The organism is Acinetobacter sp. Ac_5812 (genome assembly GCF_013072695.1).
Classification (GTDB): domain Bacteria; phylum Pseudomonadota; class Gammaproteobacteria; order Pseudomonadales; family Moraxellaceae; genus Acinetobacter.
On sequence record NZ_LXUK01000005.1, the window covers coordinates 157,971 to 170,161 of the forward strand.

The 12,191-nt window shown below is 40.2% G+C and carries 16 protein-coding genes; 8 read left to right on the forward strand and 8 right to left on the reverse strand.

From position 1 onward, the window contains the following. The first annotated feature begins 195 nt into the window (after positions 1-195). Together mscL and A7P55_RS04165 are read left to right on the forward strand one after the other, a co-directional pair. Positions 196-630, forward strand: a complete 435-nt coding sequence (gene mscL, locus A7P55_RS04160) for a large conductance mechanosensitive channel protein MscL (RefSeq protein ID WP_171551200.1) — start codon at positions 196-198, stop codon at positions 628-630. Between the two features lie 157 nt (positions 631-787). Then, positions 788-1,114: a gamma-glutamylcyclotransferase family protein gene (locus tag A7P55_RS04165; RefSeq protein ID WP_171551201.1), complete on the forward strand. Its 327-nt coding sequence runs from the start codon at positions 788-790 to the stop codon at positions 1,112-1,114. Positions 1,115-1,180: 66 nt separating this feature from the next. Here the strand turns inward: A7P55_RS04165 and A7P55_RS04170 are convergent, their stop codons facing one another. Further along, positions 1,181-1,471: a peptidylprolyl isomerase gene (locus A7P55_RS04170; RefSeq protein ID WP_004802898.1), complete on the reverse strand. Its 291-nt coding sequence runs from the start codon at positions 1,469-1,471 to the stop codon at positions 1,181-1,183. 30 nt (positions 1,472-1,501) lie between these two features. Next, positions 1,502-2,323 (reverse strand): bifunctional DNA-formamidopyrimidine glycosylase/DNA-(apurinic or apyrimidinic site) lyase, encoded by an 822-nt coding sequence (gene mutM, locus A7P55_RS04175; RefSeq protein ID WP_171551202.1) that lies wholly within the window; start codon positions 2,321-2,323, stop codon positions 1,502-1,504. Between the two features lie 207 nt (positions 2,324-2,530). Here mutM and A7P55_RS04180 point away from each other — a divergent pair, with 207 nt between their 5' ends. Then, positions 2,531-4,660: a TonB-dependent receptor gene (locus A7P55_RS04180; RefSeq protein WP_216077963.1), complete on the forward strand. Its 2,130-nt coding sequence runs from the start codon at positions 2,531-2,533 to the stop codon at positions 4,658-4,660. 38 nt (positions 4,661-4,698) lie between these two features. Here the strand turns inward: A7P55_RS04180 and A7P55_RS04185 are convergent, their stop codons facing one another. The 5 genes from A7P55_RS04185 to A7P55_RS04205 all read right to left on the reverse strand — a co-directional run bounded on the left by A7P55_RS04185 (position 4,699) and on the right by A7P55_RS04205 (position 7,935). Continuing rightward, positions 4,699-5,511: a tetratricopeptide repeat protein gene (locus tag A7P55_RS04185; RefSeq protein WP_171551343.1), complete on the reverse strand. Its 813-nt coding sequence runs from the start codon at positions 5,509-5,511 to the stop codon at positions 4,699-4,701. 250 nt (positions 5,512-5,761) lie between these two features. Beyond that, positions 5,762-6,484, reverse strand: a complete 723-nt coding sequence (locus A7P55_RS04190; RefSeq protein ID WP_171551344.1) for a DsbC family protein — start codon at positions 6,482-6,484, stop codon at positions 5,762-5,764. A gap of 83 nt (positions 6,485-6,567) precedes the next feature. Continuing rightward, the gene (locus A7P55_RS04195) at positions 6,568-6,927 is read right to left on the reverse strand and encodes a protein tyrosine phosphatase (RefSeq protein ID WP_171551203.1); all 360 of its coding nucleotides are present in this window, start codon (positions 6,925-6,927) and stop codon (positions 6,568-6,570) included. Continuing rightward, positions 6,893-7,123, reverse strand: coding sequence for a hypothetical protein (locus A7P55_RS04200; RefSeq protein ID WP_171551204.1), 231 nt, complete (start codon positions 7,121-7,123; stop codon positions 6,893-6,895). The genes A7P55_RS04195 and A7P55_RS04200 overlap by 35 nt, the downstream gene beginning before the upstream one ends. 89 nt (positions 7,124-7,212) lie before the next feature. Continuing rightward, entirely contained in the window at positions 7,213-7,935 is a 723-nt protein-coding gene (locus A7P55_RS04205; protein WP_171551205.1) for a folate-binding Fe/S cluster repair protein, read from the reverse strand. Between the two features lie 182 nt (positions 7,936-8,117). Between A7P55_RS04205 and A7P55_RS04210 the strand changes: the two genes are divergently transcribed. The 5 genes from A7P55_RS04210 to A7P55_RS04230 all read left to right on the forward strand — a co-directional run bounded on the left by A7P55_RS04210 (position 8,118) and on the right by A7P55_RS04230 (position 10,227). Further along, on the forward strand, positions 8,118-8,570 hold the full coding sequence (locus A7P55_RS04210; RefSeq protein WP_171551345.1) for an SRPBCC domain-containing protein: 453 nt from the start codon (positions 8,118-8,120) through the stop codon (positions 8,568-8,570). A 34-nt stretch (positions 8,571-8,604) separates the two neighbouring features. Beyond that, the gene (locus A7P55_RS04215; protein WP_171551206.1) at positions 8,605-8,967 is read left to right on the forward strand and encodes a DUF2004 domain-containing protein; all 363 of its coding nucleotides are present in this window, start codon (positions 8,605-8,607) and stop codon (positions 8,965-8,967) included. Positions 8,968-8,991: 24 nt separating this feature from the next. Next, positions 8,992-9,348 (forward strand): DUF488 family protein, encoded by a 357-nt coding sequence (locus A7P55_RS04220; protein ID WP_171551207.1) that lies wholly within the window; start codon positions 8,992-8,994, stop codon positions 9,346-9,348. Positions 9,349-9,399: 51 nt separating this feature from the next. Further along, positions 9,400-9,744 carry a zinc ribbon domain-containing protein YjdM gene (locus tag A7P55_RS04225; RefSeq protein WP_005150064.1) on the forward strand — a complete coding sequence of 115 codons (345 nt, stop codon included), beginning with the start codon at positions 9,400-9,402 and terminating at the stop codon, positions 9,742-9,744. A gap of 147 nt (positions 9,745-9,891) precedes the next feature. Continuing rightward, positions 9,892-10,227, forward strand: coding sequence for a YegP family protein (locus A7P55_RS04230; protein WP_005150067.1), 336 nt, complete (start codon positions 9,892-9,894; stop codon positions 10,225-10,227). Positions 10,228-10,283: 56 nt separating this feature from the next. On the opposite strand, the gene A7P55_RS04235 is transcribed toward A7P55_RS04230, so the two are convergent. Then, positions 10,284-11,999 (reverse strand): proline--tRNA ligase, encoded by a 1,716-nt coding sequence (locus A7P55_RS04235; RefSeq protein ID WP_171551208.1) that lies wholly within the window; start codon positions 11,997-11,999, stop codon positions 10,284-10,286. Between the last annotated feature and the right edge of the window lie 192 nt (positions 12,000-12,191).

Below are 12,191 nucleotides of genomic sequence, written 5' to 3' on the forward strand. Positions count from 1 at the left end.
TTATTGCATAAACATTTTGCTCAATACATGCTTGAACACATATTTTTATTAAAATAAAAAGTGTTGTTAAAGTGTGAAATAACTTTCTTTTTTTGATAAAAATATTAAATTATCAACATTATGTGGATAACCGCGCTTGTGTAATAAACAATGCAAAAACAGGCTGCGATCAAGTTCAACTCTGGAGAGTTATAGATGAGTATTATTAAAGAATTTAAAGAATTTGCCATCAAAGGCAACATGATGGATTTAGCGATTGGTGTCATCATTGGTGGTGCATTCGGTAAAATCATTGATTCATTGGTGAAAGATATCGTAATGCCTGTGATTTCATGGATCTTGGGTGGTGATGTTGATTATAGTAATTGGTTCCTTGTACTTGGAGATAACCCAAATAATCTGACGAGTTTAAAGGCTGCTCAGGATGCAGGGTTGAATATCTTCGCTTATGGTAATTTCTTAACCATCCTCATTAACTTCTTGTTATTAGCATGGGTTGTATTCTTGTTGGTAAAAGTCATGAACCGTATTCGTAAACAAGAGGCGGCGGCTGCTCCTGAACCAGAGGCAACACCAGAAGATGTTCAATTGTTACGTGAAATTCGTGATGAGTTGAAGAAACAAGGTTAAGTCATCTTGTAAAAAAACGGCATTTTATATGCCGTTTTTTATTGTCTATCGGAATAGGATGCTACTGAATAAGGGTATGGAAATAATCATTATTACATAGAAAAATTGCTGCTTTCATTTTAAGATGCTGTGCATATGATGAGGGGGATTAACCAACATGAACCAATTATTTGTATATGGAACACTGTGTCCAAATCGAGAAAATGCCCATATTTTGGGTGGAATAGGTGGTGACTGGCAGCAGGCTTCGGTGCATGGCACCATTCATATTTTGGATTGGGGGCCAGATCAAGGTTTGCCTGCAATGGTGTTGAATGAAGCAGACCCTTTAGTTGAGGGATATTTATTTAGTACGGATAAATTAGAACAGAATTGGCAAATGTTGGATGATTTTGAAGGGATACAATATCAACGGGTAGAGGTTCAGGTTCGGTTGTCTGATGGTGACACAACATTGGCATGGACTTATGTGATGAAGCCCTGAATTAAAATGTTTATTCTTGGAACAGGCTGTTGAGCTTAAATCAGAATTTAAGCTCAAATCCATCTATTATCTCAACCCATCCATACGGAATTTTACTTCGACCAAATGAAAGCCAAACTGGCTTTTAATCGGACCATGTAAAATACGCTCTGCTGCGCTAAAAACCAGTTTATCGATCACAGGGACCAACTGACCTTTTTTCACTTCACCGAGTTCACCACCACGTTTTGCTGAATTACAGGTTGAATATTGCTTGGCAACCTTACTGAAATCCGCACCCGACTGAATGCGTTTTTTTAGCTGCTCAGCCAAGTCTTTGTCTTTCACTAGAATATGTCGAACAATCGCAGTTTGCATGATCTGTTCTCCTTTGTACATTTCACAAGCTTACGCTTTTTTTAACTTCAGTGGCTGGCATTGCGGGCAGAATACACTGGCACGCTGACCTAATTTTATGTTTTCTAATGTGGTTTCACAATTCACGCACATTTCACCAGCACGCCCATAGGCCAAAAGCGTCTGCTGAAAATAACCATTTTCACCCATCGCATTGCTATAGTCACGTAAGGTTGAGCCACCTAAGTCAATCGCCTGCTTTAAGATGCGTTTAACCTCAATGACCAACTTTTCCACCTGTACTTTGCTCAGCGTCGAAGCGGGTTGTGCAGGATGAACCCCGATGTTGAATAAACTTTCAGTCGCATAAATATTGCCGACACCAACAACTACATGGTTATCCATTAAAGCAATTTTAATGCCGACATTCTTTTTACTCAGTTTTTCACGTAAATAAGCTGCGTTAAAGTCTTCACTGAGTGGCTCAGGACCAAGCGTGTCGATCAGTTTGCTTTGATTCTGTTGGTCTAACCACAAAATACAGCCAAAGCGACGTGGATCATGGTAGCGGAGTTGCAAATCTTCAAAATCAATCACAAGATGATCATGCTTTCTAAGTGCTTCATTGGGCTCACATAAACGAAAGCTACCAGACATACCCAGATGCCAGAGCATATGGTCTTGTTCAAATTCTGCCAAGATATATTTAGAACGACGTTTAAGCTGGATTAAACGTTGTCCAATTAGCTTATCGAGATCGTTTGGAATCGGCCAACGTAAGCTTGCATTGAATACTTTGACGGCTTGTACACGTTGCTCTAAAAGTGGGAGTAGGCTGGTTTTGGTGGTTTCAACTTCAGGAAGTTCGGGCATAGAAAGCTCAAGTTGTTTCAACAACAATACAATGAGGGTAAATGTTTCACTTACAATTATGACGGTATTTAATTTTATTTACCAATGCCGATCAGTAACCAGATTGATGGTTTTGGCTAAAGTGAATGATGTAAGACAAATATAAAATAATCAGATGCTTACTTTTAAAAATCATCCTTTTGAAATTTTGAGAAATAAGGAACCTTCATGCCTTCACTGAAAATTAACCTTTTATACGGTTGCGTTGCAATGTGTATGGGGGCGGGTAGTAGCGCTGTCTGGGCAGTTGAATCAGATGCGGAACAAGCGGTGCAGCTTCCAACCATTAAAGTTGAAGCGACACGAACCAATACCACTTATATGCAAACCCCTGCGTCGATCTTTAGAGTGGATATGCCTCAAAATGATCAATCTGCGCAGGTGAACTTAACTGAAGTGGTCAAAGGGATTCCAAGTGTTCAATTACGCAATCGCGAAAATTATGCGCAGGACTTACAGCTTTCGATGCGTGGTTTTGGTGCGCGCTCTACTTTTGGCGTGCGTGGGATCCGCTTATATACCGATGGTATCCCAGCAACGATGCCAGATGGACAGGGCCAAACCTCGAATATAGATTTAAGTAGCCTCAGTCATCTTGAGGTATTAACCGGACCATTTTCATCACTGTATGGCAATTCATCAGGTGGAGCAATTTTGGCGACAACTAGAGAGGGACAGGGTAAAGATTCGATTGAGATGAGTTATGCGGGTGGTAGCCATAACAAGAATCGTGCAGGTCTGGTACTACAGGGTGGTGCAAAAAATCAAAATGAGCCGAGCTATATCATCAGTTCTTCGTATTTTGATACCGATGGCTATCGTGAGCATAGCAGTGCAGAAAAGGTCTTAAATAATGCGAAGCTGACGTGGAACTTGGATGATGGCACTAAAATTAACTGGGTCACCAACTACGTCAAGATTCATGCCGATGATCCTCAAGGATTGAATCGAACTCAATGGCAGCAAAATCCGCGTCAAGTCAACGATGCGAATAATCTTTATAATGTGCGAAAAGATATAGAACAAACCCAAACGGGCGTGACTTGGTCTAAACCGATTAATGATCAGCATGAACTGTATGCGATGGCGTATTTCGGTAATCGTCAAGTGACTCAATATCAGTCAATTCCCCAATCCGCGCAAAAAAATCCTAATCACGCTGGTGGTGTGATTGATTTTGAACGTAATTATTACGGTGCTGATTTCCGCTGGACAGGCAAAGAACTATTGCCAAATACCACTTTTAGTGCAGGGCTTGCTGTTGATAGCATGGATGAAGATCGTAAAGGTTATGAAAACTTTAATCTTGTTAATGGCTCGCCGTCTTATGGGGTAAAAGGCATATTGCGTCGTGATGAAGACAATACTTTGTGGAATGTTGATCCCTATTTACAAGCCTCTTGGCAGTTTTTACCGGCTTGGCGTTTAGATGCAGGTCTGCGTTATAGCAATGTACATTATAAATCTAAGGATCACTATTTGAGTAATGGCGATGATAGCGATAAAACGGATTATAACAAGGTGTTACCGTCCGCTGCCTTAAGCTGGCAAATTGTACCTGAGTTATTGGCCTATGCCAGCTATGCCAAAGGCTTTGAAACACCGACTTTCACAGAAATGGCTTATCAAGCTGATCCTAAAAAGTCTGGATTTAACTTTGATTTAAAGCCATCAACCAGTGATAACTACGAAATTGGTTTGAAGTCCCAAAACCCGTTTGGTGATTTCACTTTGGCTGTTTTCCAGAGCAAGACTCAGAATGATATTGTTTCGGCAGGTACTTCTGATGGTCGTTCAACGTTTAGAAATGCGGATAAAACAATACGTCAAGGTGCTGAATTGGCATGGAATAAAAAGCTTTGGAAAGACTTGGAAATGAATGCCAGTTATGGTTATTTGGATGCCAAGTTTGATGCTGCAATTCCGGCTGTCGGTACGGTCAAGGCTATTCAAAAGGGCAATGCGATCCCAGGTGTTGCGAAGAACCAAGCCTTTATTGGCCTAGCGTGGAAACCTGAGCAAGGCTTCTATGCGGGTGCAGATGTACAGTATATGGACAAGGTCTATATTGATGATATCAATAGCGATGCAGCGCCAAGTTACACCGTTGCTTCAGTCTATACTGGATATACATGGAAATTTGCAGATTGGGGCGTCAATAGCTTTGCGCGTGTCGATAACCTATTTGATAAAAACTATGCGGGTTCCGTGATTGTAAATGATAGTAATAGCCGCTTCTTTGAACCTGCGGATGGGCGGAATTGGAGTGCTGGAATCAAAGTCAGCAAACAATTCTAAGTGAAAAGAGCAGCATTTATTATGCTGCTCTTTGTTTTTTACTTTTTGGGTGCTTGAGCTGGCGCTGCTTTTTTTGCTGCGATTGCTTCTTCAACCTTGGCTAAAGATTCTTTTGCATTGGGATAGTTTGCTTCAGCTAAACGAGAAAAAATATTTTTTGCCTGCTCTAAATCTTGATCGATAATATTGCCATTGGCGAGCATATTGCCTAGAATCATCAGGGATGGTACGTAACCATTTTTTGCTAAATCTTTTAAGCTTTCAATGGCTTGTTGCTGCATGATTGGATTTTTATTTTTAACCCCGATACTTAAGTCATATACTGCCTTTAAATGCATGGCTGGATAATAATTTTTTCTGAGCAAAGGTAATAGTTTTTGCACAGCCATTTGATCATATTCTGGTTTTCCTTGCCTAAATAAAATATTAGCACTTTCAACAATTGCTTCTTCGGAGCCTTGATTTGAAGCTTTATCTAAGAACTCTTTATATTTTTTATCGTTTTTAGTTATTCCTAGGTCACCGTTATTATATGCCTGAGCAAGTGTAAAGCTAGCTTTGCCGAAGCCTTTGTTTGAAGCATCTTGATAATATTGAAAAGCCTTTTTTTCATCTTTTGTGGTGCCTTGACCGACTTGTGTCATATAGCCAAGGTTATATATTGCTTGAGTATTTCCTGCATTTGCTAAGCGTTGCATTTCTTGGAAGGCAGCAGAGTAATCTTTCGCTTCGTAAAGTTGAGTTGCTTTAGCAAATAACGGGTCTGATTTAGTGACAGATGTTTTAGCGTCCGCTGCAAATGCTGTATGGCTTGCAATCGTCATTAAACTTGCGATAAGCAATTTTTTCATGTTTATTTTTCCTTTCATGTTGATCTGCTTTCATCCTTTGCATAGCAGAACTCAATATGTTGTTCCCATCATAAAAGTTTGGTTAAAAATGTAAATAAGGATTTTGTATAAATCTTGGTAAATGGACGAGACGGAATTGAAATTCTATTGTTATTTAGTTGTTTAAAGTTAATGCCTTAGGTTGGAAGGTATGAACGGAGGCTTGAGATTTTTTGTGGCAAAAAAGTCAACAAGCCTTCATATTTAATCTTTATTTTGGGGGACTGGCTTCTTGTAAAAGTTGCTCAATCTGTTCTGCATTTTGTGGGCTACCTGAGAGTCGCATGCCATTTTGCAAAAATAAAGTTGGAGTGCCATCGATTTGTAATTTTTGACCTAGAGCGAGATTCTTCTGTATTGGAGTCTCACATTGTGCAGCATTTTTAGGTGCTTTACGGTGCAGCATATAATCTTCCCAAGCTTCATATGGATTTTTCGAACACCAAATTTTATTGGCAATCGTTTCTGCTTGAGGATGTAGTCTTTTAAGCGGGAACAAGAACAGATACACGGTGACATTATCAACTGAAGTCATGTGTTGCTCAAGCTTTTGGCAATAAGGGCAATCAGGGTCGCTAAAGACATAGAGGATACGTTCCCCATTACCTTTTACATATTTGATGGCCTGATCGAGTGGCAGTTGTTTGACATCAATTTTACCAAATTCAGCTAAGCGCTCTTCGGTTAGATTTTTCTTATTTTTGACATCGAGGAGGTTACCAAAAAACAGGTATTTGGCTGTTTCATCGGTATAGATAATTTTACCCGCGGCATAGACTTCATAAATACCAGGTAAAGGAGAGGGAGTGACTGATTTGACTGGAATTTCAGGGTAATTCTGTTTGAAGTTTCGTTCCAGTGTTTTGCTATCGGCATGCAGGCTTTGTACGCTGAGAAGGCCCAGGCTAAGTACAGATAACCATGTTTTGATCATTATTTTCATGAGAAATCGGTTGTATTGAGAATAGGTGAACAATAACCTTCATTTCGATTCACGACAAGAATGATTGTTAAACTTTATTTCAAATAAGGCTGCATTGCCAATTGCAACAATTCGATGAGTTCAGTCTCCATATAGTGATAGTCATCTGGAATATCGAGCACGAACACTTTCTTATGTATAAGTTGTTTGGAAAACTGTTGTTTGATCTGTTGCTTGTGCCGAGACTCCATTACAAAGATTTGTTCAGCCCAAGCAATATCCTTTAACGAGAGAGTATGTTTGGCGTGACGACTGGTTCCCGCTGAACGGGTATGTAAGCCATACCCTTGAGCGAAAATACGTTCGGCTGTAGGACTGCGCCATTGATTGCGACTGCAAATGAAAAGTGTGTTCAGTATGTTAAATCCAAGAGTTGAAATGAGCTTGACGTACATATTTTGCTTTGGAAATTCGAGGATATTCAATTCTTAATTGCTTGGCACGTGCAAGTTTATCTTGTCGTGTATACAGATATTTCCATTGTTTAGGAGGCTTCCAACAGAGAGAACTATGCCTACAGTCTCGACCACGAAATAGAAATTTTTGTTTACGCCGCCACGCTCGATTACGTGGTTGTGATACATCATCCATATTAAAAAACTCATGAGTTGATCGGGTTTAGCAGCCGCGATAACACATGAGTTTTTAATATAAAATCAAAGCCTGATTTTTACAAGTATTTAGCTTGGTCTTGCGACATCACCATTAAGTGTTTCTGGTAAATCTAAAACGGTTACGCCAAGTTCTTCTAAAGCAGCGGGTTTTGCAATGACCAAAGCCAAATAGCCTTCTTCAAAAGCAATACTATTCACTACTTCGACGTCTTTACTAAGTTGTGTTGCAGGTGCAGGCACTGCATCTTTAGCCTGAATTAAATGCAACCAGTGTTTTGGCTTTGCTTTAAACCAAAGACGTGCCACGATTTCCTGACCAAGGTAACAGCCTTTATCAAAATGCACGCCATCACGTTGATGTAAACGTAATTCTTGAGGTTGGAACAAATGCTCCGTGGTTTGGCTGATCCAAGCTTGTCCAGATTGGATTGCTTGAATTTTCCAAGTATCAATGTCTGTCGTTGTTGCAGAAAACTCGGTTTGCGTACCGACAATAGTTGGATAAACTGTTCCAACTTCTTCTAACTTCATTTTAGAAAAAGCACCAAACTTTTTAATGTGTTTAGACAACTCTTCAGCTTGATCTTGAGTGGCCACAAGCTCAAAACTTTCTGGATTTAATCTTTTAATCCATAAACCAAAATGAATACGTCCTTTTAAATCACAAATAGCAGTATAGCGACTTTCATTTTCAGGTAAGCGTTCTACATGAACCGTCACTTGACCTTGTAAAAATTTTTGTGCATCGACACCATTTAAACTAAAAGCAGTAAAACCAAGCTGACTCATAGATCAATCCTAAATCTGCGTTCTGAACACTAAAATATGGACTGTTATTTTGCGCCATTTTTCACAAAAAAGCAGCTTGAGATTCTCGATATTCGTGCTCAAATGAGCGATTGAAGGCATAGCTTTTGTACAATAAATCGCTATGATGAATCGATCCAACAGAATAATAGTGATATTGGAGAATAAGAATGACAGGTGCAGTTCGATTACATCGCGTATTTAATGCGCCACCTGCACGGGTTTATCAGGCATTTCTTGATCCTGATGCATTGGTTAAATGGTTGCCACCGCATGGATTTACCGCAAAAGTGCATCATTTAGACCCACAACAGGGTGGGACTTATAAAATGTCATTTACCAATTTCTCAACGGGGAGTTCACATTCCTTTGGTGGCACCTATGTTGAGCTGGTACCCAATGAACTTCTGCGTTATACCGATCGTTTTGACGATCCGAATTTACCCGGTGATATTCAGGTCACCATTCAATTGAAGCAAGTGCTTGTCGGTACAGAAGTACAGATTATACAAGAGGGAATCCCTGATGTGATTCCTGTAGAAGCATGTTATCTGGGTTGGCAAGAGTCACTTTATTTATTGGGCTTATTGGTGCAAGCAGACATACCAGATCAATAACGCAAACAACTTAATCTTAACTACAGAGTTTAGGATGATCATTACATCGGGGGATGCTATGTCAGAACAAGCGATTGTTGAACGCCGTGAACAACTTGCGCGTATCGCCATGCGTGAAGCTTTGGACAATCAACAAGCCGAAGATAGTGTGGAATTGTTTATTCAACACCATTTGGAGGAAGTGGAGCCAGCGTATTGGAAAAAACACTTTGCAACCTCAACACCAACACCTGCGCAGGTGCTAGAATTTTTGGTGCTTGCTCATCAATGGGAAGATGAGAACATAGACAGTTATGACTTGCTGGACTTTACCTTGCCAGATGACATCACTAACTATGTTATTTGCGTGAGTTTTGATGCAAAAGGGCAGGTCATAGATATTTCAATGGAAAGTTGAACGGATAAGCTGTAGGAGAATCGCGTGCAAGTTCAGATTAAACGTATTTATGATCCTGTAGAGCCAAGCGACGGGCAGCGTGTATTGGTTGACCGTTTGTGGCCAAGAGGAATTTCGAAAGAGCGCGCGCATTTAAATCTATGGTTGAAGGAAATTGCACCATCGACAGAACTACGACAAGCCTTTTGCCACAAGGCTGAACACTGGCTTAGTTTTCAGGAGGGATATTATCAAGAGCTTAAAGAGAATCCTGATGTACAGCAGCTCCGAGAAATGGCAGCGCAACAGCAATTGACGCTGATTTATGCAGCCAAAGATCCAGAACTTAATCATGCTTTGGTACTTAAAAATTATTTACTTGGCAAAGCGATTCAAACCTAAATTTTGAAAAACTGCGTCTATCCATCATAATAGTCGTTTTGAGTTTCTTTTATGTCTTTTCCACATTGCCCACAATGCCAATCAGAATATACTTACCAAGATGGCGACTTATTGATTTGTCCTGAATGTTCACATGAATGGAAGGAAGGGGAAGCAGCAGCTTCAGAATTACAAGACATCATTAAAGATGCCAACGGCAATGTTTTGGCTGATGGTGATAGCGTTACGGTTGTTAAAGATTTAAAAATTAAAGGCTCTTCATCTGTGGTGAAAGTCGGAACGAAAGTAAAAAGTATCCGTTTGGTGCCTGATGCAAGTGATGGCCATAACATTGATTGTAAAATTGATGGAGTAGGTGCCATGAAATTAAAATCTGAATTTGTGAAAAAAGTTTAGATTTTTATTTAGGAGCATGAAAATGCTCCTTTTTATTCATTACATAAATTACCAAAAATGAACAAAATTTAATCTTCTTAAACGGCAATTGCTGATCTATATTGGATGAGATAACAATCAATAGTAACTCCAAAAATAGAGGTCTTTATGTCAGGATGGTTTGAAGTGAGTCAGGCAAGTGATGGGCAATATCGCTTCGTATTAAAAGCAGGAAACAGTGAGACTGTTTTAACAAGTGAATTATATAAAACCAAAGCCGCTGCATTGAACGGGATTGCATCAGTACAAAAAAATAGTCCTGATGATGGTCGTTATGAACGATTAACATCTAAAAATGAGAAGCCGTATTTTAATTTAAAAGCGGCAAACCATCAGGTGATTGGTAACAGTCAGTTGTATTCAAGTGAGCAGTCACGTGAGAAAGGCATTGAGTCTGTGAAAAAGAATGGGCCATCGGAAACCATTAAAGACCTTACTGTTTAATCTTCAAATAAAAAAGCCGTTTCATTGAAACGGCTTTTTTAGATTCAGAATTTCAATTAGCGAATAAGTTTGGCTAATAGTTCTTCTTTATTCAGGTTGCTGGCTTCAGCATCACGACGGCCTTTATATTCAAAAGTACCGGCATCCAAGCCTTTCTCACCGATCACGATACGGTGTGGAATACCCATCAACTCAAGGTCAGAGAATTTCACGCCTGGACGTTCGTTACGATCGTCGAGTAATACGTCATAGCCTTGTGCTTGTAATTCAGCATAGAGTGCTTCAGCTGCTTCAAGGGTACGTGGCGATTTATGCGCATTCATTGGCACAATTGCAACTTCAAAAGGTGCAATCGCTTGTGGCCAAATAATACCTTTATCATCGAAGTTTTGTTCGATCGCAGCAGCGACTACACGTGTTACACCAATTCCGTAACAACCCATGGTGACAGTAAATGGCTTGCCATCTTCACCTAATACTTTACAGCCCAAAGCTTCAGAATACTTTGTACCGAGTTGGAAAATATGACCAACTTCAATACCACGTCTAATTTGGATCGTACCTTTACCATCTGGAGAAGGGTCACCTTCAACCACATTGCGCAGATCAAACACTTCTGTGAACTTCGCATCACGGTCCCAGTTTACACCGGTTGCATGCTTATCGACTTCATTTGCACCCGCCACAAAGTCAGACAATACCGAGGCAGCACGATCCACAATCACGGTTAAGCCTTTTTCAAGCAGACCTTGTGGACCGCAGAAACCCGCTGTTAGACCGTGTTGCTGCAATTGCTCTTCAGTTGCAAATGCTAAAGGTGCTGCAATCAATGGGTGCTTTTCAGCTTTAATATCATTGAGTTCATGGTCGCCACGGAGGAACAACGCAACAACTGGTGTATTGCCTTTATCGTCGGTTGGACCTTGTACCAGTAATGCCTTAACAGACTGTTTGGCATCAGCATTTAAGAATTGGCAAACATCAGCAATGGTTTTTTGATTTGGTGTATCAACTAAGGTTAATGCCTGAGTTGCAGCAGCACGCTCACCGACTAAAAGTGCTTCTGCCATTTCAACGTTTGCGGCAAAGTCAGATTCTGTCGAGAAAGCGATGTCATCTTCACCACTTGATGCAAGTACATGGAATTCATGCGATGCAGAACCACCAATTGAACCTGTATCTGCTTGTACTGGACGGAAATCCAAGCCTAAACGGGTGAAGATACGGCTATAGGTGTCATACATGACATCATAGGTTTCTTGTAATGATGCTTGGTCTGCATGGAAAGAATAAGCATCTTTCATGATGAATTCACGCGAGCGCATCACACCAAAACGTGGACGAATTTCGTCACGGAATTTGGTTTGAATTTGATAAAAATTCAATGGCAGTTGCTTATAGCTTTTCAGCTCGTTACGCGCCAAGTCGGTAATTACTTCTTCGTGAGTTGGACCCAGTACGAAAGGGTTGTCATGACGGTCTTTAAAACGTAATAACTCAGGACCGTATTGTTCGAAACGACCAGATTCTTCCCAAAGTGCAGCAGGTTGTGTAACAGGCATGAACACTTCTAATGCGCCAGAACGGTTCATTTCTTCGCGAACAATGGCATCCACTTTCTTTAAAACGCGCGTTCCCATGGGCAACCAAGAGTATAAGCCAGAAGCTAATTTACGAATCATCCCCGCACGTAACATGAGCTGGTGTGAAATCACTTCAGCATCATTTGGGGTTTCTCTTAACGTTGCAAATAAAAAGCGGCTTGCGCGCATGGAAACTGTCCTAAAGTTAAGTGTTATTTAAAAAGTGCTATAAAATGAGCAAAAATAATGTGCTCAGTTTTGAGCAATGGGCATTATGACATGAAACATTCAATTTCGCGCAGTATATAGCACTGGCATATGGTTAAATATTGAAATTGTTTAAAAATTAATATTGAGGGGCTAAGGGTTTTATACAAGATT